Origin of the sequence: Streptomyces sp. NPDC000404 (assembly GCF_040300365.1) — a bacterium.
In the GTDB taxonomy this organism is placed as follows: Bacteria; Actinomycetota; Actinomycetes; order Streptomycetales; family Streptomycetaceae; genus Streptomyces; species Streptomyces ramulosus.
This window is the reverse complement of sequence record NZ_JBEPDN010000013.1, coordinates 1-26,439: the sequence shown is the minus strand read 5'-3', so window position 1 is coordinate 26,439 and position 26,439 is coordinate 1. Positions and strand designations below refer to the sequence as shown.

The following is a 26,439-nucleotide window of genomic DNA, read 5'->3' as shown; positions in this document are numbered from 1 at the left end:
GGGCCAGAAGGCGGTAGGCAATGAGGGCAATGAACCCTGCCGAAAAGCGCGTCGCCGGAATCGTCCTGGTAGGAGGCACCGGTTCACGGCTGTTTCCGGCTACCCGCGTTGTCAACAAACATCTGCTTCCGGTTTATGACAAGCCGGCGATTGCGTTCTCCATGGATGTGATGCAAGAATGCGGCGTCGATACTCTGGTCCTCGTCTGCAATGCGGCGGACAGGGAGATATACCAGAGTATCCCGGTCTGGCTCGGATACTCCGACATCGAAATCCGGACCGTTGTCCAGGAAGAACCCAACGGCATCGCCGGCGCCATCGCCTGTGCCCGGGAGTATCTGGAACCCGAGGGATACGAGCGCATCGTCGTCGCGCTCGGGGACACGCTTTACGTGTACAGCTCGACCTGGGCCGGAGACATCCTCAAGAAGGCCGAGGACACCGGGTGCAGCGCCGCGGTCGCGGTTATCGAACACCCCGATCCGAAGGACTTCGGAGTCGTCGAGAGCACCGCGAACGGAACGGTCTCCCGCGTCCGGGAAAAGGTCGACACGCGCCGCAGTGGTCAGGTGTGCACGGGCCTCTACTCTTTCGACGGCTCGATGTGGAAGAGGCTGGAGTCCATTGCTCCGTCCGGTCGGGGTGAATTGGAAATCACGTCTCTGCTCGAGTCATACATCGATGACGGAGGCCTTGCCGCAGTGGCCGTGCCCGAGGAAGCCGGGTGGTTCGACGTGGGTACGCCCGACCGCCTGGTCGACGCCGCAGTCGCCCGCCGAGACCTTCTCGTCTAATTCATGCTCTACAGGGGAGTCGAAAATGACTGTTCCGCAGGACAGCAGCGAAATATCGGCCGACACGGCCGATGAGATCGTCATCAGGGATGCCACGGAAGCCGACCGCACCGTCATCCAGGGGCTTTTGCACGGTTCCCTCAGGAGGAACTACGACGGTGACCACGTCGCCCAGGCCGACCGCATCATCGATGCACACCTCGGCGGCGGCAAGGATCCCGTGGGCCACTTCTCGAAGACACAGCATGTGTACGTCGCCGAGGCCGGCGGTGAGGTGGTCGGCGTCATGAACATCGCCGAGAAGCGCCAGGGCACGATGAAGATCAGCCCGCTCATCGTCAACCCTGACTTCCGAGGCTCCAAGGGCGCCGGATCCGCGCTGCTCGCGAAGTCCGTCGAGGTGGCGAAGGCCCGCGGCGTCCGGCAGCTGTACGGCACCGTCGCCGAGCCGAGTTCCTGGATCGAGACGTTCTACCTGAACCGCGGCTGGACATGCGGGTCGCAGTCGAACAGCCAGTACCGCCCCGACGTCGTGGAGCACGCGATCTACTACGACATCGACAGCGACGGGTCCGAGCCCGTACGGGAGCCGCTGAAGTTCGAGGAGTACTCCCCGTCGAAGTACGAGGAGCTCGAACGGTTCCTGATGTCCCGCATGGATGTCTTCGTCGACGGTATAGACGAGGAATTCGTCCGCGCCCTGGTGGCGGGGCACGAGCGGCGCAGCTCGCGCGAGGTGGAGGCCAAGTACAAGGAGATCTACCTCGGTTACGAAGCCGACGTCCTCAGTTCGGTGATTGCGTTCGGGCCGAAAAAGGGTGGCGCGGTCAAGCTGATGCCGTTGAGTGCGACATCGCGGCACGCACTTCAGGAAACCCTCGGGTTCGCTCAGTCCTGGGCGGAAGGACGTACACACAAGCTGTACACGCACCAGCACGTGGACCCGGCGGTGGTGACAGCCTTCCAGAGCGAGATGTGGACGCTCGAAGGCCTGCTCCCGCAGGCGTATTCCGTGGGAAAGGTAGCCGCCCAGTGGGGCTGGATGCCCGGCGAAACCACTCACCTGGGGCGCAACTCCGACCGTTTGAAGGCCTACACCGAGCGCTTCCTCAGGTTCGTTCAGGAACGCGGCTGGGATCAGTTCGAGGAGGCGCGCAGCCTCGCCATGGCGGTCGGCGGAGAGGCCGGCGAACTGCTGGCGGAACTCCAGTGGCTCAGTGAGTCCGAGATCGTCGAACTTCTCCGGAACGACGGGAAGTTCAAGAACAGTCTTTCGTTCGAGGCGGCGGACATCCTCAACTACCTGATCCGGCTCGCGCGCTACTGCGACTTCGACCTGATCGAAGCGGCGGACAAGAAGTTGGCCGTCAACATCGATCGGTTCCCGGTGGAGGAAGTGCACGGCTTGAAGGGAAAGCGGTACAAGGCCAACCGCTGATTCCGGCAAGGCCGACCGGGCGAGGAGCGGAATCCAGTGAGAATTCTATTCGTATGCAGTGTGTATTACCCGGTGACCGGTGGTGCGCAGGATCCCATCGACCAACTCGGGGCCGAGCTGGTCGCACGCGGGCACACCGTGGACGTCCTCACGAGGCATGTCCCCGACACCACACCGAAGGAGGAGGTGCGCAATGGAGTGCACATACACCGGATCCCCAACGCGGTGTTGCCCTCCGACTTCAGGGCGCTGACGGCCGAACTGCAGGAATTCATCCGGAGCGTCCGGAGGCCGGACGTCATCCATGTCGTAGGCCTGCGCCGACCGCTTCCGATGATCGCGGAGCTGCTGGCCTGTCTGTGGCACGTGCCGGTCATCCAGACCGTCGGCGGCTACGACATCCCTGATGTGGTCGACCCCGATCCGCGGCTCGTCTGGCTGACCGGACGGGACTTCGTCCTCCCGGCCATGCGGCGGGCGGACCTGCTGAACGCGGCGTCGGACGATCTCGCCCGGCAGACCGAGTTGCTGGTCGGGGAGAAGGCCCCGGTGCCCACCCTCTACGTGGGGATCGACCACGATCTGTTCAGCACCGCGAAGCCCCACGAGGAGGCGGCCCTGCGGGGACCGTATGTGCTGTCGCTGCGGCGGCTTGAGCCCGCCAAGTCCGTGGACAAGACGATCGAGGCGATAAGTCTCCTGACGGACGAGGTCCCGGAGCTCCAGCTGGTCGTGGCCGGGGACGGCAGCGAGCGGGCCGCCCTTGAGGAGTACGCCGATCGGCTCGGCGTGACCTCCCGCGTCCACTTCATCGGGGAGGTGCCGATCGAGGAGGCCGCTTCCCTGCTGAAGGGCGCCTTCGCCACCGTCGTGGCCTCGAAGTCGGAGGGCGGCGGACTGGTGAACGTCGAGGCCCAGGCGGCCGGTTGTCCGGTGATCGCGACGCGGGCCGGGGGCATCGGCGAATACCTGGGAGGTGAGTCGGGCGCGCTGTACGTGGACGCACCCGACGGCGGACTGATCGCGCACGCGCTGCGCACCCTGTGGTTCGACCCGGAGGCCAGGGAACGGCTCGTCGAGGCCGCACGTCCCCTGTCCGAGCGTCTGTCGACACGCTCGCTGGCCGCGGAGTACACGGCGGTCTACGCGGAGCTGGCAGAAGCCCACCAGGCACGGGAGTTCATCCCCTGGGACACGATCACCGCAGCGCTGTGGGAGGACCTCTCCGTGCCCGCGGGACGCAATCCCACCCTGGACGACCCGTGGCGGGCTCCGCGGGCGGTCGAGGACCTGGTGCTGTCCACGGCGGATGAGGAGTTCCGAGCCCTCGGGCGCGGTGCGGATGCCTTCTACTACCTGGCCTGGTCCAGTGGCATGCCGCTCGACCAGCTGCGAAAGGTGTGCGCGTTCGTGGTGCGGGCCACCAGGGAGCTGCCGAAGGACACCGTCGCCGCCGGCCTGGAGCACGCCGCCGACTGGGGGCGCTTCGACACCAAGAGCTGCCTCGGATACATCCGGAATTAGGAGACGTATGTCGAAGGGATCCACACCGCAGGCCACCTCGGTGACGTCGAAGCGGTTCTACGACGCCTATTCACAGGGCTACGCCACGTATCTGGAGCGCCATACCCGGTATTTCCGCGCCGTGGAGGCGGAGATAGCCGCGGCTGCCGGAAACCGGAAGGGCCTCGCGTTGCTGGACGTGGGCACCGGTACCGGCGAACGTCTGCAACGCGTGGTCTCGGAGATTCACCCCGATCACGTCGCCGCCATCGACGAGAGCCCCGAAATGGCGGCCCTCGCCCAGCGCAACTGCCCCAGCGCCCAGGTGCTGGCGATGCCGCTTGCGGCGCCGGGCCTGCCGGCCGCTCTCGCGGACGGGTTCGACCTGGTGACCTGTTTGTCGAACGTCCTGGGCCACATCCCGCGGACGCAACTGGTGCCGGGACTACGGCAGGTCAGAAGCCTGATGAGGCCCGGCGGCGCGTTCGTGTTCGACGTCAACAACCGCTACAACGCCGTTGCGTACGGTCCGCTCAGCGTGATCCGCAATGTGGCGCGGGACTGTGTCTTTCCCGGTGGCGGTGATTTCACGGCTTCCTACCGGAGTGGCGACAAGGTTTTGCACACGCCGGTTCATCTGTTCAGTCCGTCCGAAGTGGTCCGGCTGCTCCGGGAGTCCGGGTTCAAGGTGGCGAGCCTCGGCTTCCGGGACTATGTCACGGGGCAAGAACGCGGACGATTCGGCGGAAGTATCGTGGTGAAGGCGGTCAGCGCATGAGCGGTTCCCTCGTCCGTGGCCCGAAGGTCTTCCTTGCGGCGCCTTTCGGAAATTATGTACGCGATGATGTTTTCCTGCCGGAGAAGAAGGCTGAAATCCTCAGCTATCACACACGGCTCTCCGCGCTGGGTGCCTCGGTCTTCAGCTCCCACATGAACGAGGAGTGGGGCGCCGCGGGGCTTCCGCCGGAGGACTGCATGCGGGACGACCTGCGTGCCCTGCACGCGTCGGACAGCCTGTGCGCACTCGTCGGTGACGAGCCCTCGGCCGGAGTCGCCTTCGAGCTCGGCTACGCGGCCTCGGTCCGCCGGCCCACGGTCCTCGTCACCTCGTCGTTCCGTTCGCTCTCCTCCATGATCCGGGGCATGGGGACCTTGCTCGAACTCGTGGTGATCGAGGGGGACATGGGCAGCCGGGAGGTCGTCGAGAAGGCCTGCTCCGCGGCCGTCGACCTCGGCTCGAAGTATCGGCGGTCGGATCGTTTCTGGGAGAGCCCGGATGTCGAACGCGCACTGAAGTTCCGCTCGCCGGGAGGAACGGAGTGAACGCACCGGCCACGGCTCCCGGCGGGGTCCGGATCGGCATCCTGGGCGTGAACTTCGGCTGGGGGCCGCACGCCGCGCTGGAGACCGTCATCAGCGAGATCCGGCAGACCGTGCCGGAAGGCTGCCAAGTCGTCGCCTTCGGGAGCGAGTACGGACGGTCCCTCATGGCGGACGTCGTCGACGAGTGGTGCGAGTTCGACGGTTCGGACCACGCCGCGCTGACGCGGGCCGCTGCCGCGAAGAACCTCGACGTGGCGCTCGTGACACTGGAGGGATTCGCCGCCCGCGCCTTCGAGGCGGCCGGCGTGCGCACCGTCTTCGTCGACCTCATGCCCTTCCTGTGGCGCGGCGCGGACCTCGCCGTGCCGCCGCTGGAGGTGAGCCACTACCTCGCCCTGAGGCTTCCCGGCCTGTCCCGGGAGACCCTCGGCTGGATGCGGGACATCCGCAACCTGCGGTGGATCGGGGCGGTGGTCCCGTGGCAGCCGCTGGAGGCGACGCGACACACGTACGGACACGCCGACGGCAACCGGCGAGCGATCGTCACGCTCGGCGGGATGCTCGGCCTGACCACCCGGGACACCACGACCTACCCGTCCCTGGTGCTCCCGGGGGCCATCGAGGCCCTGATCGAGACCGGATTCGACAGCATCCTCATCGCCGGCAACACCCGGCAGGCCGATCTGGACGCCATCGTCGCGCCGTACCGAGAGCGTGCGGAGTTCCGCTTCGGTCCGCTGACCCGGGCCGAATACCGCACACGCGTCGCGGAGAGCGCGCTGTGCCTCAGCCAGCCGGGACTCATGAGCCTCCTGGAGGCGAGCTCCTGCGGGACGCCGCTGATCCGCCTGCCCCCGCAGAACGTCTCCGGTTTCCAGCAGGCGGAGATCCACCGGATCGCGACCGGGGCCCACACCGAGGTGAAGTGGCCCACTGACGTCGTCGACGAAGCGGCGGCCCTGCGGAAGGCCGCGGAGACCGAGGCGGCCGGGAACGACTATCTCTACGCCGCGATCGCGGACGGCCTCCGCCGGCGCCGCGATGCGACACGCCGGTCCGTCCGGGAGCAGCTCAAGCGGTTGATCCCGGAGTGCCTGGCGCTTCCTGACGACACCTGGACCGGTTTGGTGGAGAAGGTCGGGACGGACGGCGCGAAGGTGGCTGCCGAGGTCGTGCTCGACACCGCCCGTGCGGTTGCGGGGAAGCGAGGGGGCGCCGGATGAAGGGGACCGCGGTCGTATTCGGCGCCAAGGGGTTCATCGGAAGGCGCGTCACCGCAGCGCTCACCGCGGACGGGTGGCGCTGTACGGGGGTGGACCGGTACGGGCGGGCAACGGGCGGCGCCGGGGAGGTCGCCGGCCCCTACTACTCGGGGAACGACTGGTCCTCCGTCGCGCTGTCCCGCTTCCTGCGGGCCCGCGGTCCCGCCGTGATCGTCAACGCCGTGGGTGCGCCCTGGTCCACCGATGCCGCGGTGGTGCGCAGGGACAACGTCGTGTGGCCGTGCCGCCTTGCGGAGGCGTGCGAACTGTCGGGGACGGTGGAGGCGGTCCTGCACCTCGGGTCGTCGCACGAATACGGAGACACCGCCCGGGGCGCCCCGGTGAGCGAATCGAGCGTTCTGGCGCCCGTGACGGAGTACGGGAAGTCCAAGGCCATGGGCGCCTCCTACCTGGTGCGCGCGGCCTACCGGATGGACAGGCCGCTGACGCTGATCCGCGCCTTCAACGTGATCGGACCGGGCCACGGCACGCAGGGGATCTGGGCCGCCGCGGTCAGGCTGTACCGGACCGCGGTGGAGGCGGGCTCGGATCAGGTGGTGGCCAATGTTCCGCTGCCGGAGACGGCGCGGGATCTGATCGATGTCCGGGACGTGGCGGGCCTGGTGAGCCTGGCCGCCCGCCGTCCGGGGCCGGCGGTGGCCTCCTACAACGCGGCGTCGGGGACCGCGACGAGCATCAGGCAGCTCTTCGACGTCTTCGCCGAACGGACCGGAATTCCCTATCGGTTCGCACGGAATTTTGACGGTCTGCGCATCGGATCGACGTGGCAGTGCGCCGACACCACCCGTGCGGCATCACGCCTCGGCTGGATGCGGCAGTTCACCCTGACCGACTCCGTAGCAGCGGCCCTCGCTCTCGACGCGGGGACGCCGGCCGCGCTCGGCTGATCAGGCCCGTATCCGGGCATATGCATGGAACTGGGGAGATCCATGAACGGTAATACATCCATTCTGGCCGCGCGCCTCGCGGACAGGGGCGGCTGGATGGACACGGCCGCCGTCACAGACGAACAGACGGGGGAAACCCATAGCCACAGGGACGTGCACGCCCGTGCCCGGAGTCTCGCCGGCGAATTTCTCGACCGTGGGATCGGCGCGGGTGATCATGTGGGGTTCCTGGTGGGCGACCGGCCCGAATGGATGCCCGCCTTCCTCGCCCTGCACGCCATCGGCGCCGTGCCACTGGTCGTGAATCCGGACCTGGACGAGCGCAGGCAGTCGAGGATGCTGGGAATTCTGCCCACCAAGTTCGTGATCTCCTGTCAAGAGGACCGGCTGCGCATCGAGCGCCGCAGCCCGCGAATCCCGGCCGGTCACCATGACGACGGGGACGGTTCGGCGGCTTCGCGGTACTACCTGTACAGCTCGGGTACGACCGGGATCCCGAAGGCCGTGGCGCATACCAGTGCCGACCTGCCCTTCTTTCACGATGCGATCGGCGGCGCGAACGGCTTGGACATCAGGGCGACCGACACCATCGTCTCGCTCTCGCAATACTATTTCACCTACGGATTCAACAATCAGTTCGTCTATCCACTGTTCAGCGGCGCCTCGGTCGTGTTGAGCCGGCAGCGTAGGAACGAGGAGAAATTCTTCGACGCCTTGCATCGGCACGGCGCCACGCTGGCGTTCTCCGTTCCGTCGGCACTCGCCAAACTCGCCGACCACATCGAGAGCGCGGCCGTCGACCGCCCGGCGGGCCTGCGGGCGATCGTCTCGGCGGGTGAACCTCTTCCCGACGCGGTCGCCGCTCGCCTGGAGGACCGCTTGCAGGTCCCGGTACTCAATCAGATCGGCTCCACGGAGGTGGGCAACGCCTTCTGCGCGAACGGGGTGACGCGCCGGGCCGCGGGCACCGCCGGTTTCGTCTGCCCTGGCTACGACGTGGAACTGCGCAGCGCCCCCGATCTCCCGCCTCCGGCGGGCGCATCGGCACACAAGGTCGGCGCGGTGTGGGTGTCGGGGCCGACCATCCCGCCCCGTGCGGTGACCGTGAACGGGACGAAGGAGCTGCTGGTCGACGGCTGGCTGGAGACGAAGGACTACGGGTACTGGGCCGACAACGGCGGACTCGTGGTCGTCGGCCGCACCGATGACTTCCTGCATGTGGGAGGGATCTCCATGTCGGCGGTGGAGATCGAAGCGGCCCTCAGCAGCTGTGCGGGCGTCGAGGACTGCGCGGTACTCGCCCCCTTGGTCGACGGCGTTTCCACGCTCACCGCGCTGGTGGTCCTTGCTCCGTGGGCCGGGGAGCCGGAGGAATCCTTCGCCGCGCTCCGGACGGATCTCCGCCGGCAGCTGGAGCCATTTCGGGTACCGAAGCGATGGACGCCGGTGGCCGAGATCCCCCGAACCGGCAGCGGCAAGATCATGAGGCACGAGCTGAGTTCTGTGCTCGACGGCGAAAAACCTGGAATGGTCCGATGACTCGTATCCTTCTCGTCGATAATTATGATTCCTTCACCTACAACATCTGGATGTATCTGAGCGAGCTCCCGGATGTCGAATGCGTAGTCGTCAAGAACGACGACCCGCTGTCGTCGATACCCTTGGACGAGTTCGACGGCATAGTGATCTCGCCGGGTCCGGGCAGCCCCGATGTGCCCGCCGATGTGGGAATTTCCCGCACGCTCGTGACGTCGGTGGACCTGCCGATTCTCGGTGTCTGCCTCGGACATCAGCTCATCGGCAGTGTCCACGGGGCGAAGGTGGGGCCGGCACCGAAGATCATGCACGGCAGGGCGTCCCGGATCCGCCACGGCGGTGACCGCCTGTTCCACGGTGTGGCCGAGGAGTTCACCGCGGTCCGGTACCACTCCCTGGCCCTGTCGGGCATCGAGGAGCCGCTGCAGGTTCTCGCCGAGGACGAGGACGGTGTCGCCATGGCGATCCGTCACCGCGACAGGCCGCTCTGGGGCGTTCAGTTCCATCCGGAGTCGGTCCTCAGCGACGGCGGAAGGGTTCTGCTGCGCAACTTCGCCGAGATCGTGGCGGAGAGCAGGAGCACATCGCGCGATCACGCCGTCCGGCACGGCGCGATCGACTGCACATGGGTGTGCCTGGACGGAGAGACCGACGGCCGGGCGCTGTTCGAAGCGTTCTGCGGCGCGTCGACGGAGAGCTTCTGGCTCGACAGTTCCGACACCGGCCAGGCGCGCTTCTCCCTCATCGGCGGGCTGCCGGAAGCCCGGTCGACGACGGTGAGCTACCACGTGGCCGACGGCCGCACCACGGTGACGGAGCCCGACGGTTCGGTGCGGCACGTCGACGCCGACATCTTCACCTTCCTCAAGCAGCAGCAGCGCATCGTCAGCGTGGAGCGGGAAGAGCTGCTGCCCTTCGATTTCCGCCCCGGCTTTGTGGGCTACTTCGGATACGAGCTGCGCGCGGACACCGAGAAGATGACCGTTTCCCGGCATTCGCGGCTGCCCGATGCCCGCTTCCTTCTCACCGACCGCTACGTGGTCATCGACCACCACGAGAACAAGGTCTATCTACTGTTCGCATCCGGCCCAGGACTTGGGGAACGCACCGAGGCGCAGGCATGGTTCGAGACCGGGGCACGCACGGTGGCATGTGCGATGACAGCGCCTCCTCGCACCGGGGAACCTGCGTCTCGTGCGAAGCCGGGCGAATTTGTCTTCCGGGACGGTAAAGAGGCGTACCTGGCGAAGATTCTGAAGTGCCAGGACCATCTGAGCACCGGCGATTCCTACGAACTCTGCCTGACCAACACCGCGACGATATCGGGCGAGTTCGACGCCTTCGAGACCTACACCCGCCTGCGCACCGCCAGCCCGGTTCCCTACGGCGCGTTCCTGCGGACGCCTGACTTCTCCGTGCTCTCCGCCTCGCCCGAGAGGTTCATGACCATCGACGGTGACCGGTTGGTGCGGGTGAGCCCCATCAAGGGGACCCGCCGGCGCGGTGCCACCGAGAGCGAGGACGCGGCGCTGAAGCAGGAGCTCGCGGGCGATGAGAAGGAGATCGCCGAGAATCTCATGATCGTCGATCTGATGCGCAACGATCTCAGCCGCGTCTCCGAGATCGGATCCGTGCGCCCCGTCGAGTTGTTCGGGGTTCACACCTTCGCGTCGGTTCACCAGATGGTGAGCACCATCGAGTCGAAACTCCGGCAGGAGGTCGCGGCGGTCGACTGTATCCGCAGGGCATTTCCGCCCGGGTCGATGACCGGCGCGCCGAAGTTGCGGAGTATGGAGATCCTGGCCGCGCTGGAAGAGGAGCCGAGAGGAATTTACTCCGGCGTGCTCGGATGGGTTTCCCTTGACGGGCGCGCCGACTTGAGCGTGGTGATCAGGACCCTCGTCATCGAGAAGGACTCCGCGTCATTCGGAGTCGGGGGCGCCATCACGCTCTTGTCGGACCCGGAGGCGGAATACGCGGAAACATTGGTGAAGGCGGCCGCCCCGAAGTCCGCCTTCCGGGCCCCGGAATGATCGGGTACATCCGCGCATTACGCGGGGTTGCGGAAGGTGTGTCCATTGTCGAGCGCACCCTCCGGGCGGGCCCTGTCCCGGTCTGCGCGGCGAGAAGACCGATTACGTGGCTGAGCGCATAACCGAGTTCGTGAGGGGAGCAGCGGCGAAGCGACGCGAAGCGGAAGCATCCTCCTATCACACCTGTGATAGTGTCGCGTTCGTGGGATACATCGACGTCAACTCTGTTTCTTACGGACTGCCGGACGGCCGGGTGTTGCTGGATGAGATCTCGTTCCGGGTCGGCGAGGGCACGAAAGCCGCGCTGATCGGCGCCAACGGATCCGGCAAGACCACGCTGCTGAAGATGATCGCCGGAGACCTGACGCCCCATGGCGGAGCGGTGAACCGGAGCGGAAGCCTCGGCGTCATGCGGCAGTTCGTCGCCCGCAAGGGTGACCAAGTGCGCGATCTGCTCTTATCGGTGGCGGACCCGCGCATCCGCCGCGCCGCGACGACCGTGGACAAGGCGGAAGCCGCCATGCAGGCGAGCGGGGGCACCGCGGCGCAGATGGCGTACGCGAACGCATTGGCCGAATGGGGCGATGCCGGCGGCTACGACGCCGAGGTGCTGTGGGACGTGTGCACCACGGAGGCCCTCGGCATGCCCTTCGACCGGTGCCAACGGCGCGCCGTGGACACGCTGTCGGGCGGCGAGCAGAAGCGGCTCGTGCTCGAAGCGTTGCTGCGCGGCCCCGATCAGGTGCTCCTGCTCGACGAGCCGGACAACTTCCTCGACGTTCCCGGAAAGCGATGGCTCGAAAGCCGCCTGCTCGAAACGCCGAAGACCGTTCTGTACATCAGTCACGACCGCGAGCTGCTCGCCCGCACGGCGAAGAGCATCGTCACGATCGAGCTCGGTGCGGCGGGCAACACCGCCTGGGTGCACCCCGGCGGCTTCGACACCTACCACCAGGCCCGGGTCGAGCGGTTCGAGCGCTTCGACGAGCTGCGCAACCGCTGGGACGAAGAGCGCGCCAAGCTGAAGGCCCTGGTGCAGATGTACAAGCAGAAGGCCTCCTACAACTCGGACATGGCCTCGCGGTACCGCGCCGCCCAGACCCGGCTCGACCGGTTCGAGAAGGCCGGTCCGCCACCCGCGCAGCCACGCGAACAGCATCTGTCGATGCGGCTGCGCGGCGGGCGTACCGGCAAGCGGGCCGTGGTCTGCGAAGGGCTCGAACTCACCGGCCTGATGAAGCCGTTCGGCCTTGAGGTCTGGTTCGACGACCGGGTCGCCGTGCTCGGTTCCAACGGCTCGGGCAAGTCGCACTTCCTGCGACTGCTCGCCGCCGGCGGCAGCGCCCCCGAACCCGAACACGAGCCGGTGGGTGACCTCCCGGTCGAGCCCGTGTCGCACACCGGGGTGGCACGCCTGGGCGCGAGGGTGCGCCCGGGATGGTTCGCGCAGGTGCACGGACGGCCCGACCTCGCCGGCCGCACGCTCGTGTCGATCCTGCACCGCGGCGACGAGCGCCGGGAGGGGCTGCCGCGCGAGGAGGCGTCGCGGGTGCTGGCCCGATACGAGTTGGCGGGTGCGGCGGAGCAGACCTTCGACTCCCTGTCCGGGGGGCAGCAGGCCCGATTCCAGATCCTTCTGCTCGAACTCGGCGGCACCACGCTGCTGTTGCTGGATGAACCCACCGACAACCTCGACCTCGTCTCCGCCGAGGCGCTGCAACATGCCCTCCGTGGCTTCGAGGGGACCGTGCTCGCGGTCACCCACGACCGGTGGTTCGCCCGGGACTTCGACCGGTTCCTGGTCTTCGGCTCCGACGGTGCCGTCTACGAGTCGCCCGAGCCGGTGTGGGACGAGAAGCGCGTGGCCCGGCGCCGGGGGTGAGTTCGCACGGGGGCGGCGTCCACCTGCCGGCCTGGTGAGGAAAGCGGGAACGGCAGGTGGCGACCTCTGTACAGCACTCGGTCGCCCGCTCGCCCGGATTTCGGTCCGTCGCCGGCCGTGCGTCGCTCCCCCCGCCCCCAAGGGCTCGGCGAACTGCGGATAAAGCCGTACGCAGCCTGACATAATTGGCGGCGCACATCCGCTCCCGCTGTTGTCACACCTGTGATAGCATTTGGCAAATGATAGCTCGGATTGACCTCGATCAGCGCCGCAAAGATGTTATCGAGGCAGCTTTTCGCCTTTTGGTCGCCGAAGGCCTCAGTGGTTTGTCGCTGAGGAAGGTGTCCGCCGAATCGGGATTGAACATCGGCTCGGTGCGCCACTACTTCGATGATCATCGTAATCTTCTCGTCGCGGCGGTGACCGAGGTCGGCAGGCGCATGGGGAAAAGGCTCACCCGGTATCCGGCCGACGTGTTGGCCGGACTCACGGGTGAACCCGCCGTGGAAGCCCTGCAGGTGTGGCTGGAGGAACTGCTGCCGATCGACGAGGAACGCCGCGTCGAGTCGATCGTGCTTACGGAGTTCATCGTCGCCGCCCGGGTGAATCCGATTTTCCGTCCGGTGACCGAGCAAATGGCTGCCGATATGCGTCAGGTCATCACGGATGCCCTGCGCGTTCTCGAAGTGCACGACCCGGCTGAGGAAGCCGAACGGATCGTCGCGGTCCTGGGCGGCCTGGTCCTGGATTCGGTGACGCCGCACGGGTCGCTCGGCGTCGAGCGCATTCGCGCGACGCTGCGGGCGCACCTGCGCTCGGTCCTGGTGGCCACCCCCGGTGCCGACGCACCACCCATCGACGACTGACCTGGTATCCGCGTATCAGGCACGGTCGAATTCCCTAGGGAGATCAGTTGTGCCCGCGTGGCTGTTTGCGCTGCTCGCTGCGGCTTTTGTTCTGTACACCGATGATTACGTGATCGCCGGGGTTCTGCCGGAGATCGCGCGAGATCTGGACGTCAGTGAGGCGCACGCAGGCCAACTGATGACCGTCTTCTCCCTCACCGTCGCCATAGCCGCTCCGGTCGCCGGAGTCGCTTTGGCGCGGGTGCCCCGCCGGCGCCTGTTCACCGTGGTGTTCGTGACGTTCATCGCGGCGAACCTGGCGGCGGCCACGACGACCAGCTTCGGGCTCCTGGTGGCCCTGCGGATCGTGGCGGCGCTCGCGGCAGCGGCCTCGACCCCGGCGGTGTTCGCCTTCGCCGCCGAGCGCGCCCCGGAAAGCCACATCGGACGGTACGTCGCCGTCGTGGCCCTCGGCGTCACGGGCTCGATCGCGGCCGGAGTTCCGATCGGCACCTGGATCGGCGGCCACTACGGCTGGCGAGCAACCTTCGTCTCCGTGGCGGTGGGAGGAGCCGCGGCCCTGGCCTTCCTGCTCGCGACTCTGCCCCGCAAGGGCGACAAGGCCGGCGAAGCGCTGGGTGTCCGGGAGCAATTGCGTGCCCTTGCCAGTGCGCCGGTATCGCTCGGGCTCCTGGCGAACTGCGCGCTCATGACCGGTTCGATGATGATGCTCACGTACATGGCGCCCTATCTCGCCGCGGTGAGCGAGGCCAGCGTGGATCAGCGTGCGCTCGCCTTCAGCCTGTCAGGGGTCGCCGGCATCGTCTGCATCTGGGCCGGTGGGAAGGCCACCGACCGATGGGGTCCGGACCGCGCCCTGGTCACCGGAATCGGCACCTTCATCGGAATCATGGCGATCCTCGTGCTGCTCTGGTTCGCCCGCCCCGTGCCCTTCTCCGTCCTCGTCGTGGTGGGCACGATCTGGGGTGGCATGGCCTTCTGGAATTCCCCGGCCATTCAGGCACGCCTGTATCTGCTCGCCGGACCGGCCGCCGCTCAGGCCTTGGCGCTCAACACGTCGAGCACCTATCTCGGGGTCTCGCTGGGTGGGGCCATCGGCGGCCTGACCCTCGGCAGTCTGGGCGCCGGGCTGCTGCCGGCCGTCGCGGCCGTACTCGGACTCGGCGCGTTGGCGTCGCTGGCACTCGCCATCGGCGCCTCGAAGAAGACGCCGAGCGGAGCGGAAGCAGTGGCGGAGCACTGAATTTCCGCAAGGCCGAAGATTTCCACACGAGAGATTTCCGCACGAGCGAAGGAGGAAGTTCCATGACGACGTTCATCTTGTTCGGACCCGCCGACGCCGCAGTAGATTTTCGTGGATACGAACCGATGCTACGGAGCTCGGCGGCCGCGCAGTCGGTCTATCGCGAGTTCGCCGAAGCGGTCGACGTTCCGGTGGACCACCTCGTCGACGGCGAGGTGCCGCACGTCCATCCGGTGCTGCTGCGCTGGATCCGGCAGTTGGCCGCCATGCTGAGCATGGGGCGGATCCTGGAACAGCAGCACGGTGCGGCCTCCGTGTACGGAGGCATCTCGTTGGGTGAGCTCGCCGCCCTGCGTTCTTCCGGAGCGGCCTCGACCGAAACGGTGGTCAGCTTCCTTCAGGAGCGGCACCTCCGGGACACCGATCGGGACGAGGCCATCGGCTTCGCGTTCGTGCCCGCGTCGGTTGACTGGCGCTGTTACGAGCAGCCGGGGCGGATGGCCATCTCCTGCGACTTCGGTTCGGTCCTCGGCGGCGCCGGCCGCATGATCATGGTGTCCGGCCTGCGTTCCGCGCTCGAATCGGCGCGTGCCGAGGGCCCTGCGGACCTGCAGGTCGTGGAGCGGTCCCTGGCCCATCAGGCGTATCACTCGTCGTTCCGTGAGCCCAGCCGGCAGCGACTCGAATCGCTGCTGAGGGAGAACGCGCTCAACCGGCCGGAAGCTCCGGTGGTCACCGCGGTTCCGGGCTTGTACACGCTGTCCTCCGCCGCGGAGGCCGCGAAGGCCCTCGTCGCGAGTGAAACCCAATGCCTCGATGTTCCGGGCCTGGTGGCGGCGCTACGGCAGTTCGCACCCGACAAGGTATATGTGATCAGTTCCTTCTTGCGCCAGTTGGAGATTGATTTCCATGCGGCGACCGAATATGTTGATGATTCCTGGCTGAAGCAGAATTTCGGCTAGTTCGCCGGCGTGCACAGCCGCACACCGCACTGCGGCAATCGCCGTCAAAGCCCGTAACGGGCTTCGCTCGGACCCCCTGTCCTCCTTGTGTCCGAGATTATCCCAGTAATGGATTCCAGGCCTTATTCAGCGTGACCTGCACCGCACGATCGCACTCAAGGAATATCCTGTGCTTGAATCTGGGCAAATAACAAACCCTACGACCAGGTCCGTCGCCGAGCTGGGCTGGGATGTGCTGACGAGAAAAGATCCGGATCTCGGAGCACTCCTCGATGCCGAGGTGAATTACCAGGCCGCGAGCCTGTCGATGGTCGCCTCGGCCAGTATGGCTCCGCCCTCCGTACTCTGCGCGAATGGCACGGTCCTGTCGAACGTCACCGCCGAGGGCTACCCGGGGGCGCGCTACCACCCGGGCGCCGTGCACTTCGACGGGATCGAGACCCTGGCCGTCGAACGCGCCAAGCACGTCTTCGGCGCCACGTACGCGAACGTCCAGCCGCACTCCTGCTCATCGGCCAACCTGGCGGTCATGGGGGCGCTGCTGCCCCGTGGCGGCCGCATTCTCGCGCTGGATCTCGAATCCGGCGGACATCTGACGCACGGCGCCCGCGCGTCGGTCAGCGGCAAGTACTACGACGTGGCCCACTACGGCGTCGATGCCGACGGGAACCTCGATTACGGCGCCATCCTCGACCGCGCGCTCGAACACCGCCCGGACGTCATCATCGCGGGAGCGAGCGCCTACCCCCGATGGATGGATTTCCCCCGGTTCAGAGCTGTCGCGGACCGTGTCGGCGCCTTTCTGCTCGCTGACATCTCCCACATCGCCGGACTGGTCGCCGCGGGACTGCATCCGAGCCCGATCGACTACGCCCACGCCACGACGACCAGCACCTACAAGCAACTTGCCGGCCCCAGAGGCGGCCTGATCCTGCTCGGCAAGGATCACCGCCGGACCGGGCCGGACGGACGCACCGAGCTGTGGAAGCTGATGCAGCGCGCCGTGTTCCCCGGCTTCCAGGGAACGCCGGACCCGTCCTCGATCGCGGCCAAGGCGCGCGCCCTGGCCATCGCTTCAAGCGGCGCCTTCCAGGCCACGATGAAACGCGTCGTGGACAACGCGAAGGCGCTGTCGGAAGAACTCGTGACCCTCGGATACGACGTCCTGACCGGCGGTACGGACAACCACATGGTCCTGGTCGACGTCCGGACGGCCGGGCTCACCGGCATCGTGGCGGAACGGGCGCTGGAGGAATGCGGAATCCTGGTCAACAGAAACAAGATCCCAGGAGATCCCCTTCCGCCCACGGTGGGCGGGGGCCTGCGCTTCGGCACCAATATCCTTGCCCAGCGCGGAATGGGGCCCTTCGAGGTCCGTGCCTGCGCAGGAATCGTCCATGACGTGCTCTCCGGAACCAAAGTCCGGGACGTCAGTCATTACGAACTGGACGAGGAAATCCGTGATTCGGCACGCGAACGGGTGAACGCTCTCTGTGTGCGCTTCCCGCTGCAGTTCGATGACGAGTAGACGGCCGGCCCGATCGGAAGGTTGCTCAGGGCATGACTTTCGCCGACTCCATGACCCCTTCGGCTTCCCGCTCCTTTCCTTCGGGGCCGGGATTCCGTTCGACACAGAACCGGGGGCGGCCGGGTGAGCGCCTGGAAAGGTCCCTTGACGTCGTGTTACCGCTGGAGGGCGGGGAGATATCCCGCACCTCGCTCCTGACGGTGGCGATGGCCGTTCTTGTCCATCGGTACACAGCCCTCGACCGGATATCCATCGACGTACTCGACGGCCGGGAAACTCTCTCCGTTTCCCTCACCGACGAGTCGAGCACCATCGATCTCGTGGCAGGGCTGAGCAACGCACCGCGACCGGACGGCGAACCCGGCCCCTTCGCCCTCTCGTTCGCCGGTGGCTCCGGCGATACGCACGCCTGGGCCGTACGCGCCCCAGGCTCCTCGAACGGACGCGAGTTGGTTCTCCTCGCCGATCCGGAGACATCGAGGGTGACACTGAGTTTCGATGCGGCCGCATTCGACGACGCCTACGCCGACCGGATCGCCTCTCACTACCGGGTCCTGCTGGACCACATGGCGCGTACCCCGGACGCTCCGGTCGCACGGCTGAACATCCTGACGACCCGGGAAGCCGACACCATGCTCCGTGCGTGGAACGACACGGACGCGCGCCTCACCGAGGACATCTGCCTCCACCAGGCGTTCGAGGCCCGGGCCGCGGAGGCTCCCGATGCGGTGGCCGCCGTCTTCGGAGCCGCATCGTGGTCGTTCGGCACGGTGAACCGACGGGCCAATGAGCTGGCCCACCGCCTGATCGGACTCGGAGTCGGACCGGACGTCAGAGTGGGGATCCATCTTGAGAAGACCCCTGATCTCCTGATAGCGATCCTGGGCGTACTGAAGGCCGGCGGGGCATACGTCCCCCTGGATCCGGCGTACCCGCGGGACCGCCTGGAGATGATGATCCTCGGCACCGGCTGCGAAGTGATGATCAGCAGCCGGGGACTCGACCGGCCCCTTTCCCCGCAGGTGCGCCACCAGCTGTCGGTCGACGAGCCCGGAAGCCGGCCCGGCGCGCGCGGGGAGAATCCCACCACCGGGGTGGGCCCGGACAGCCTCTGCTACGTCATCCACACCTCGGGGTCCACCGGATCGCCCAAGCCGATCGCCTTGTGCCACCGCGGTGTGCTCAACAACCTCGCAGACCTCAACGCGCGGTACGGGGTGGGACCCGACGACGCGGTTCTCGCCCTGTCCTCGCCGAGCTTCGACATGTCGGTGTACGAGTTCCTCGGCATCACCCTCGCCGGCGGCACGGTCGTCATCCCGGACGCGGAGGCCGGATACCACCCGGCTTCGTGGCGGGAGCTCGTCGACCGGCACCACATCACGGTGTGGAACACGGCGCCGCCGTTGATCGAGCTGTTCCTGGACTTCGTCGAGATCGCCGGCGACGCCCGTCCGCTTCCGCTGCGACTCTGCATGACCGGCGGCGACTGGGTGCCGGCGACGATGCCGGAACGTTTCCGGAAGGTCGCGCCACGCCTCAGGTTCGTGGCGCTGGGCGGCGCGACGGAAGCCTCCATCCATTCGACCGCCTACGAGTGGCACCCGTCCGAGGAGTGGAGCGGCGGCCACCTCCCGTACGGCCGGCCCCTGGCCAACCAGCGGGCCTTCATCCTCGACGAGCGGATGATGCCGGTACCGGTCGGTGTCCCCGGAGAACTCCATCTCGCCGGGACCGGCCTGGCGCGCGGTTACCTCGACCGCCCGCAGGAGACGAGTGAACGGTTCGTCCAGTGGTCCTGTGGCGACCATCTCGTGGAACGCCTGTACCGCACGGGTGACATGGCGAGGTTCTGGCCCGACGGACTGATCGAGATCCTCGGGCGGAAGGACTTCCAGGTCAAGGTCAACGGGATCAGGGTGGAACTGGGGGAGATCGAATCCGCTCTGGCCGCGCACCCCGGGGTCAGGCGTGCGGTGGTCGTCTCCCGGACGGCTCCGGACGGGCATACGAGGCTGGTCGCGTATGTGACCGCCGGGCGCGGCGGAACGCTGGACAGCATGTCACTGTTCGACGCGCTGCACGCGCGGCTCCCGAGGCACATGATCCCCTCGTCGATCGAGATCGTGGACTCGCTGCCTCTGAACAAGAACGGCAAGGTGGATCGGCGCGCGCTGAGTTCACCGGCGTACGAGAGCGCCACCGCCTCACCTGCGGCGCCCGCGCCGCAGCGGGCCGCGGAGCGGGCGGGGGACTGGTACCGCGTGGTGCTCGATGCGTGGCAGGACGTCCTGGACGTCGACCATCTGGAAGGCCACGACAATTTCTTCGAGAACGGCGGCGATTCCATGAAGGCGATCAGAAGCATGGTGCGCATCGACCGGAGACTGCGCGTTTCCGACATCTACCGGCATCCGACCGTGACCGCCCTGGCACATCACCTGACCGAACATTACGGCGAGCAGCCAGGCGCCTGAGGGCCGTCCCGTCATCCCAGAGCTGTCCGAACCTCCGGAGCAACCATGACCGTCTATCTCGTGACCGGCGCCGCGGGCTTCATCGGCGCGAACTATGTGCAGCACCTGCTGATGTGGGAGTCATCAGATGTCGAAGTGATCGCGGTGGATTATCTGGGATTCGCGGGAAATCAGGCGAACCTGGAATCCGTGTCCGACCGCGTGGTGTTCGAGAAGGCCGACATCGCCGACCTCGACGCCATGGAGGAGATCTACCGCCGGTACCGGCCGGACTACGTGGTGAACTTCGCGGCGGAGTCGCACAACGACCGCGCGATCCTGGGGCCGAGCGCGTTCATGCGATCCAACGCGCTCGGGGCACAGGTGATGGCCGAGTGCAGCCGGCTGGTGCCCGTCCGCTCCCACGTCCATGTGTCGACGATCGAGGTGTACGGCGAACTGCCTCCCGGCGACAAGTGGTTCACCGAGGGCTCCCCGCTGAACGCGAAGACGCCGTACAGCGCGGCCAAGGCCGCCGGGGACCAGATCGTGCGCGCCTACATGCAGACCTACTCGGAGCTGAACATCCGGATGACGCACTGCGCCAACAACTACGGCCCGTACCAGTTGCCGGAGAAGCTGATTCCGCTGGCGGTGACGAACCTCCTGCGCGGCCGGAAGGTGCCGGTCTACGGCGACGGGCTGCAAAGCCGCGACTGGCTGCACGTGGCCGATCACTGTGCCGCGGTGCACCGGGTGCTGCACGCCGATCTGGGACCGATCCCGCCGCGGGCGGCCACGGAACCGGAACTGCTGCCGATCTTCGACATATCCGCCCGCTGCGAGGTGACCAACCTGGACATCGTCCGCCGGGTCGTCACGGCACTCGGCCTGGACCCGGCGGAGTGGATCGAGCACATCCCGGACCGGCCCAACCACGACCGGCGGTACCTGATCCGCCCGGAAAAGATCGAAACGCAGCTGGGCTGGCGGCCGGTGCATGATTTCGACGCCGGCATGGCAGGGACGATCGACTGGTATGTGGAACACCGGGCCTGGTGGGAGCGGATCCTGGAGGAGAAGGGGGAACTCGGCTTCGACTGGGGTGCGGTGGGTCCCGAGGCCCACCGCACCCCCGGTGACGGAGCCGCCGCGGGGTGAGCCGGAAAGGCCGGGCCACCTGCGCCTTCCTTTCCCTCACGGCCGTCACGTCTTCGTCTCTTGCCACGAGAAGCAGCGCCTGCCACGCGGGTGCGGTGGGCGCCACGCGGCCGGCCTGGCGAAGCCGGCGGCGTGACGGCCGGGCCCGGTGCTGCGGGCCGCTGTTCCGGCCGTCGCCGTCGTAGGCCTGGGCGCGCTGCGCGTCGCGGTACGTGGCTGGGCCGCCGGCGACCGGTGCGGTGACGGTTGGCCGTGCCGGACGCGCCGAGACGGCCGTCGGGCGCGATGCCCTCGCCGACAGCCGAAGAGAACGTAGCGACCGCGACGTGACAAGGAGCAAGCTTGTGATCACTGACCCGACCGGGAGCCCGCAGTCGTCCCAGCAGCCCCACTGGCCGGACTTGGCGACCCTCAACGCTGTCACCGGCCGGCTGCGCACCCGCCCCGCGCTGGTGCCCTTCTCCGAGACCGGCCGACTGCGCGAAAGGCTGGCCACCGCGGCGGCCGGCAAGGCCTTCCTGCTCCAGGGAGGGCACTGCGCCGAGATGTTCGGACCCGACGCGCTGCGCCAGGTCGACGGCAATGTCACGGTCCTGCGGCAGATGGCCAGGATCATCTCGTACGGCAGCTCGCTGCCCGCGATCACTGTGGGGAGGATGGCCGGACAATATGCCAAGCCACGTTCCCGCCCCACGGAGAAGCGCGACGGGGTGGAGCTTCCCGCTTACCGAGGTGACGCCGTGAACGGCCTCGGCTTCACCGCACCGGAACGGACGCCGGATCCACGGCGCATGGAGACCGCGTACGACGAGTCGGCCGCCGTCCTGGACCGCATTCGGGCACTCACCGCCCGCCGCGGCCCGTCGAGCGGCGAGGGTGATGGGGAGTTCTACGTCAGCCACGAGGCGTTGCTGCTCGACTACGAAGGTGCGCTGGTGCGCACCGACTCCGACACCGGCCGGCGCTATGCCGGTTCCGGGCACATGGTGTGGATCGGCGAGCGAACGCGTCAACTCAACGGTGCGCACGTCGGCTTCGCGGCGGAAGTCGCCAATCCCGTAGCGGTGAAGATAGGCCCGGAGGCATCGGCTGACGAACTGGTGGCGCTCATCGGCCTTCTCGACCCGAACCAGGAACCCGGGCGGCTGACCTTCATCACGCGGATGGGGGCCGACCGCATCCACGACGCGCTGCCCACCCTCGTGGAAAAGGCTGCCGCCACCGGCTCCCCCGTTCTGTGGGTGTGTGACCCCATGCACGGCAACACCAGGATCGGCGACAACGGCGCGAAGACCCGCCGGCTCTCCGACATCGAGGCGGAGGTCCGGTCGTTCGTGGAGATTCACCGGGCACTCGGCACCCACCCCGGGGGCGTTCACCTGGAGTTGACCGGCCACTACGTCACCGAGTGCGTAGGCGGGTCCGAGCCCGTGGCGGTCGAGGACCTCGGCCGACGCTATGAGAGTGCCTGTGATCCACGACTGAACAGAAGCCAGGCCCTCGACCTGGCCTATTCGGTGGCGGACCTGTGGGGTAGGGGGAGCTGACCGTATGCGGGCGGGGTGAGTGGCACCGGCACGCGGCGGGCCCGCAATCCCCGGGTCACTCCGGCCCATGAGGTCCTCGGGTGAATCGGGGCAGGCCAGGGGCGTTGTCAGTGGGGTGCGGCATGATGCGGGTACGAAGGATTCACGGGGTGGGCGCAGGCACCCGGTGAGGCCGCCCGCGCGCCTCGCCACCGCACCTGCCGCACGGCACGCCGACGCCACTTCACCGGGGCGGCGAGCGGTGGCCGGGGCGGGGTGCACGCCGTGCGACGCGCCTAGGATGAACGGCGTACGTCAACACGCATTGACGGTGCCGGACGGACAGGACAACGGGGGAACGATGACCAGCCCGACCCAGGCCCCAGAGCAGGCCCAGGCCCATGAGCCCCACCCCTACATCGGGGGGCGCGAAGCAGCGCTGCGTGCGCTCGCCGCGTGGCGGGCGGAGCGACCGGGGGCGCCCCGGGTCGTCATCCTGACCGGAAGCCCGGGCACCGGGTGTTCGCGGCTGCTCACGGGGTTCCTGATGCTCTGCGACCCGGAATACCGCACAGGGCTCGAGCTGGACGCGTTCGATCCGGCGACCGTGCCGCCGGATCTGCCCGCACCCGCGGTGCCCAGCACCGCCGGGCTGACGGCGGCGCAGACCCTGTGGCTGCTCGCCGACCACTACGGGCTGTCCGCGACCCGCACCGCCGACATCTTCCCCGAGCTGGGCCAACTCCCGTCGGCCGGGCGGCCGGTGACGATCGTCGTGCCGGATGTGGACCGGGCCGGTCCGGTGCGGGGGGCGGGGGAGCCCGCGCGCGTGGTGCGGGACGTGCTCAAGCCCCTCGCCGCCCTCGCGTCCGTACGCCTTCTCGCCGACGTGCCCCGGGAGTTCGCCGGCGAGCTGGCCGAGGACCTGCCGCCCGGCGTGGCCCAGATCATCGACCTCGACGCACCCGAATGGGCCGACCCCGCAGGCCTGGTGCGGCAGGCCGAGGTGCTGCTCAGCCCCCGGTTCGGCGCCCCGGAGCTGCCGTTCACGACCGATCCCGACGCCCGGCGCGCGCTCGCCGAGGCGCTTGCCCGGCGTGCAGGCGCCGGCGCGGGCAGCCGGCTGACCGTGCATCTCGCCGTGCGGTCGATCCTGATGCATCCGGAGGGGTTCGACCCGGAGGACGCGGACCGCCTGCCCGGCAGCGTCGGCGAAGCGCTCGATCTGCACGCCGGGCGACTCGGCACCCCGCCCCGCGTCCTGCGGCTGATGCTCGCGCCCCTCGCCCTTGCCGAGGACGACGGCCTGCCCGTGCATCTGCTGGCCCCGCTCGCCTCCGCCGTCGCCCAGCGGGACATGAGCCAGGCCATGGTGTGGGGCATGCGATTCGTCGCCCCCTTCATCCGCCGCGTCGAGAGGGACGGCGAAGACGTCCCCGAGGACGAGCGGACGCTCGTGGGGTTGCAGCACCCGGGCATCGGCGAGGCCGTGCGGGCGGGCATGGGGGATGTGCCGGGTGCTCAGGCGCGTATCGCCATGAAGCTGCTGGAGGCCGTCCCCGACCAGGACTGGACGAAGGCGGGGGCGTACGTACGCGATCACCTCGCGGGACACACCCTGGAGGCCGGTTTGCTCCCCCGGCTCCTCACCGACCCCAACCTGTTCGCCCACGCCGACCCGGTGCGGTTGCGCGCCGCCGTGGAGGCCCTGCCTCCGGAGCAGGTGGACGCGCCGGCGCGTACGTATCTGCGCACGGCCCCGCTGCTCACCCGCACCCAGGCGCCCGCTCTTCTGCGGGCGGCGCTCCTGGAGACCGCGTTCGTCGAGGACGGACTGCCGGAGTACGCGGCGGTGTTGCGCCGTACGGAACCCGAGCTTCCCTGGCACACCCTGTGGAGCGTGCCGGTCACCGGGGCCGACGCCGTGACCGTCGGCACGCTGCCCGCGGCCGCACCGGACCGCGCCGGGCAGGCCCCTGCGGAGCCGGAGCCCGTGGAGCCGGCCTCGCTCGCGGTCGCCGTGTGCGTGGTGCCGCCGGGCACCCCGGGCTCACGCGCGTTGCGGGCCGACGATCCCGAGGCCCCGGCCGTGCTGGTGCTGGACCTCGCCACCGGCTCCCTCATCGACGCCGACCCGACCCGGATCCAGCGCCTTTCGGACGCCGAGCGCACCGCGGCGCCGCTCGGGTTCAGCCGCGGCGCCGACTACGTGCGCGTCTGGCGCCGCAGCGCGCGGAAGGACGACGCGGAGATCATCACGGCCCTGATCTCCGCCACGCCCTTCACCGGAATCGACCTCTCCGCCGCGGGCGTCCTCCTCGTCGCCACGGAGAGCGGTGTGAAGGCGCTGCAGATCCGTCCGGCGCGGCCCGATACGACGACCGCGCCGCGCTCCGTCCCCGACCCCCGGGCAGCCGAGCCGGAGCCCGCACCGGCGCCCGGGCCGGAAGCCGCACAGGTTCCCCGAGCCGCCGGGCCCGATGCCCACCCGACCGCCTGACACCCGGCGCGGACCGTTAGCCTCAAAGACCCGAAGCCTCTCGAAGGCGCCCGCACCGGACCGCCTGCCCCCAGGCCCACTCGGACGAGGGCCGTGGAGCGCGCCCACCGGCACCGCCCCGGCACCGTCCGCCCGAAGACTCGAAGGGAGTTCCCGTGATCAGCCAGGAGCAGGCGCTCGCGACCGCCGAGGGGTGGCTCAACCCCGAGGGACAGCAGCGCCGTGAGGTGCGGATCCAGGAGTTCGACCTGGGCTGGGTGGTGTGGGCCGCGGCCCCGCCGGCCGAGCGCGACCCGGTCACGGGAAAGCGCCGGCCGCCGGCCACGATCGGCCACTCCTGCGGCGTGGTCGACCGCCGCACCGGCGAGCTGAGCACCTGGCCGTCCGTGCCGGTCGAGGAGGTCGTGCGGATGTATCAGCAGAAGCACGGCGGCGGCCGGGAGGCCGAGCCGCCCGCGCAGCCGCCGGTCACCGGCCCCGGCAACACCACGGTCTTCACCTACCTCGACCCGCACACCGGCGAGGAGGTGAGCCTCGTCAAGAACTCCGCCCCCGGTGAGCCGCACTCCGAGTACCAGGCCGTGCTGGAGCTGGAGGACCTCGGTGTCCCCCCGGAGAACGTGGTCGCGATCCACACCGACCTCAGTCCCAGCCCGCTCCCCGGTGGGTACCCGGGCCTGCTGCTCGGCCGTCGCTTCACCCGTGCCACGTTCACCTGCACACAGGAGTACGGCCTGCGGGGCGAGGGGCGCGCGGAGGCGATCGCCGGGCTGGTCGAGCACGTCGAGCAGATGCACCGGATCGCGGGGCAGCAGCCGCCGCCCCGGCCGCACCGGGCGCCGGTGCCGACCGACGTCGAGCCGGCCGAACCGCTCCGCGATGTCGCCCTGGGCCGCGAACTGACGGAGGCCTTCGGCGCGGAAGAAGTACGCCGCTACGACGCCGACGATGTGGCGGGCACCCCGCTGCCCGCGGCCGCCAAGGCCACGCTGACCTGGGCCGGACTTCCCGACATCCCGTTCTTCTTCACGGCGGACAACCCGGAGGTGCGGCTTCCGGGCGGGCTGTTCGGCAAGGCCACCGCGCATCTGCGCGCGGTCGGCTCCCAGGCGGGCGCCGAAACCCTCGCGTTCCTGGAGGGACACGTCAGGATCGGCACCGACGGGGTCGCCCTGATCACCGTCCAGTGCACCGGCTCCGATCTGGAGGGTGAGCCGGTCGGCCAGGTCTGGGCCGTCACCCCGGAAAGCGGCGCGGGCCGCCGTGTCAACGCCTCGGTGTCCGCCTTCGTCCGCTCCCTCGTGCTCCTGGGCACCACGCGCGAGGAGATGACCGGGCTCGACCCGGTCATGGCGGGCCGCGCCGTCGCCGACCTCCAGGAGCAGCTCGTCGCCATCGACGCGACGGCCCTGGACGACCCGAGGAACTGGTGGTCGGTGATCGTCGAGCAGATGTGGCACGGGTTGTTCTGATCGGCCGCGATCGCCCCGGAGGCGCGGTGCGGTGCCGGCACCGCAC

General features: G+C 68.4%; 19 protein-coding genes. All 19 read left to right on the top strand.

Annotated elements, in window-relative coordinates:
* Positions 1–29: 29 nt before the first annotated feature.
* The 19 genes from ABT345_RS24355 (at position 30) to ABT345_RS24265 (ending at position 26,393) form a co-directional block, all read left to right on the top strand.
* Complete coding sequence (locus tag ABT345_RS24355) at positions 30–794, top strand: sugar phosphate nucleotidyltransferase (protein ID WP_345091582.1); 765 nt, start codon at positions 30–32, stop codon at positions 792–794.
* Between the two features lie 25 nt (positions 795–819).
* Positions 820–2,232, top strand: a complete 1,413-nt coding sequence (locus ABT345_RS24350; RefSeq protein WP_345091579.1) for a GNAT family N-acetyltransferase — start codon at positions 820–822, stop codon at positions 2,230–2,232.
* Positions 2,233–2,304: 72 nt separating this feature from the next.
* Complete coding sequence (locus ABT345_RS24345; protein ID WP_345091576.1) at positions 2,305–3,756, top strand: glycosyltransferase family 4 protein; 1,452 nt, start codon at positions 2,305–2,307, stop codon at positions 3,754–3,756.
* Positions 3,757–3,763: 7 nt separating this feature from the next.
* Positions 3,764–4,513, top strand: a complete 750-nt coding sequence (locus ABT345_RS24340; RefSeq protein ID WP_345091573.1) for a class I SAM-dependent methyltransferase — start codon at positions 3,764–3,766, stop codon at positions 4,511–4,513.
* Entirely contained in the window at positions 4,510–5,058 is a 549-nt protein-coding gene (locus ABT345_RS24335) for a nucleoside 2-deoxyribosyltransferase (RefSeq protein ID WP_345091570.1), read from the top strand. Before ABT345_RS24340 ends, ABT345_RS24335 begins: the two co-directional genes overlap by 4 nt.
* Positions 5,055–6,281 (top strand): hypothetical protein, encoded by a 1,227-nt coding sequence (locus ABT345_RS24330; RefSeq protein WP_345091567.1) that lies wholly within the window; start codon positions 5,055–5,057, stop codon positions 6,279–6,281. The genes ABT345_RS24335 and ABT345_RS24330 overlap by 4 nt, the downstream gene beginning before the upstream one ends.
* On the top strand, positions 6,278–7,228 hold the full coding sequence (locus ABT345_RS24325; protein WP_345091564.1) for an NAD-dependent epimerase/dehydratase family protein: 951 nt from the start codon (positions 6,278–6,280) through the stop codon (positions 7,226–7,228). Before ABT345_RS24330 ends, ABT345_RS24325 begins: the two co-directional genes overlap by 4 nt.
* Before the next feature lie 42 nt (positions 7,229–7,270).
* A complete protein-coding gene (locus ABT345_RS24320; RefSeq protein WP_345091561.1) occupies positions 7,271–8,767 on the top strand; it encodes a class I adenylate-forming enzyme family protein in 1,497 nt (498 codons plus the stop codon).
* Positions 8,764–10,797, top strand: a complete 2,034-nt coding sequence (gene pabB, locus ABT345_RS24315; protein ID WP_345091558.1) for an aminodeoxychorismate synthase component I — start codon at positions 8,764–8,766, stop codon at positions 10,795–10,797. Before ABT345_RS24320 ends, pabB begins: the two co-directional genes overlap by 4 nt.
* 202 nt (positions 10,798–10,999) lie before the next feature.
* Positions 11,000–12,679: an ATP-binding cassette domain-containing protein gene (locus tag ABT345_RS24310; RefSeq protein ID WP_345091555.1), complete on the top strand. Its 1,680-nt coding sequence runs from the start codon at positions 11,000–11,002 to the stop codon at positions 12,677–12,679.
* 239 nt (positions 12,680–12,918) lie between these two features.
* On the top strand, positions 12,919–13,545 hold the full coding sequence (locus ABT345_RS24305) for a TetR/AcrR family transcriptional regulator (RefSeq protein WP_345091552.1): 627 nt from the start codon (positions 12,919–12,921) through the stop codon (positions 13,543–13,545).
* Positions 13,546–13,594: 49 nt separating this feature from the next.
* Positions 13,595–14,788, top strand: coding sequence for an MFS transporter (locus ABT345_RS24300; protein ID WP_345091549.1), 1,194 nt, complete (start codon positions 13,595–13,597; stop codon positions 14,786–14,788).
* 62 nt (positions 14,789–14,850) lie between these two features.
* Positions 14,851–15,750 (top strand): hypothetical protein, encoded by a 900-nt coding sequence (locus ABT345_RS24295; RefSeq protein WP_345091545.1) that lies wholly within the window; start codon positions 14,851–14,853, stop codon positions 15,748–15,750.
* Between the two features lie 169 nt (positions 15,751–15,919).
* A complete protein-coding gene (gene glyA, locus ABT345_RS24290; RefSeq protein WP_345091542.1) occupies positions 15,920–17,278 on the top strand; it encodes a serine hydroxymethyltransferase in 1,359 nt (452 codons plus the stop codon).
* Between the two features lie 32 nt (positions 17,279–17,310).
* The gene (locus ABT345_RS24285) at positions 17,311–19,755 is read left to right on the top strand and encodes a non-ribosomal peptide synthetase (protein WP_345091539.1); all 2,445 of its coding nucleotides are present in this window, start codon (positions 17,311–17,313) and stop codon (positions 19,753–19,755) included.
* 45 nt (positions 19,756–19,800) lie between these two features.
* Positions 19,801–20,895 (top strand): dTDP-glucose 4,6-dehydratase, encoded by a 1,095-nt coding sequence (locus ABT345_RS24280; RefSeq protein ID WP_345091536.1) that lies wholly within the window; start codon positions 19,801–19,803, stop codon positions 20,893–20,895.
* Positions 20,896–21,239: 344 nt separating this feature from the next.
* The gene (locus ABT345_RS24275) at positions 21,240–22,442 is read left to right on the top strand and encodes a 3-deoxy-7-phosphoheptulonate synthase (protein ID WP_345091533.1); all 1,203 of its coding nucleotides are present in this window, start codon (positions 21,240–21,242) and stop codon (positions 22,440–22,442) included.
* A gap of 340 nt (positions 22,443–22,782) precedes the next feature.
* Positions 22,783–24,921: an ATP-binding protein gene (locus ABT345_RS24270; protein ID WP_345091530.1), complete on the top strand. Its 2,139-nt coding sequence runs from the start codon at positions 22,783–22,785 to the stop codon at positions 24,919–24,921.
* Between the two features lie 155 nt (positions 24,922–25,076).
* Positions 25,077–26,393, top strand: a complete 1,317-nt coding sequence (locus tag ABT345_RS24265) for an SUKH-4 family immunity protein (protein ID WP_345091528.1) — start codon at positions 25,077–25,079, stop codon at positions 26,391–26,393.
* Positions 26,394–26,439 lie beyond the last annotated feature (46 nt).

What these genes read in the sequence shown, in the direction of transcription:
- ABT345_RS24355 (WP_345091582.1), top strand. Translation starts at nt 30, where the DNA reads ATGAACCCTGCCGAAAAGCGCGTCGCCGGAATCGTCCTGGTAGGAGGC.
- ABT345_RS24350 (WP_345091579.1), top strand. Translation starts at nt 820, where the DNA reads ATGACTGTTCCGCAGGACAGCAGCGAAATATCGGCCGACACGGCCGAT.
- ABT345_RS24340 (WP_345091573.1), top strand. Translation starts at nt 3,764, where the DNA reads ATGTCGAAGGGATCCACACCGCAGGCCACCTCGGTGACGTCGAAGCGG.
- ABT345_RS24335 (WP_345091570.1), top strand. Translation starts at nt 4,510, where the DNA reads ATGAGCGGTTCCCTCGTCCGTGGCCCGAAGGTCTTCCTTGCGGCGCCT.
- ABT345_RS24325 (WP_345091564.1), top strand. Translation starts at nt 6,278, where the DNA reads ATGAAGGGGACCGCGGTCGTATTCGGCGCCAAGGGGTTCATCGGAAGG.
- ABT345_RS24320 (WP_345091561.1), top strand. Translation starts at nt 7,271, where the DNA reads ATGAACGGTAATACATCCATTCTGGCCGCGCGCCTCGCGGACAGGGGC.
- pabB (WP_345091558.1), top strand. Translation starts at nt 8,764, where the DNA reads ATGACTCGTATCCTTCTCGTCGATAATTATGATTCCTTCACCTACAAC.
- ABT345_RS24305 (WP_345091552.1), top strand. Translation starts at nt 12,919, where the DNA reads ATGATAGCTCGGATTGACCTCGATCAGCGCCGCAAAGATGTTATCGAG.
- ABT345_RS24295 (WP_345091545.1), top strand. Translation starts at nt 14,851, where the DNA reads ATGACGACGTTCATCTTGTTCGGACCCGCCGACGCCGCAGTAGATTTT.
- ABT345_RS24285 (WP_345091539.1), top strand. Translation starts at nt 17,311, where the DNA reads ATGACTTTCGCCGACTCCATGACCCCTTCGGCTTCCCGCTCCTTTCCT.
- ABT345_RS24280 (WP_345091536.1), top strand. Translation starts at nt 19,801, where the DNA reads ATGACCGTCTATCTCGTGACCGGCGCCGCGGGCTTCATCGGCGCGAAC.
- ABT345_RS24270 (WP_345091530.1), top strand. Translation starts at nt 22,783, where the DNA reads ATGACCAGCCCGACCCAGGCCCCAGAGCAGGCCCAGGCCCATGAGCCC.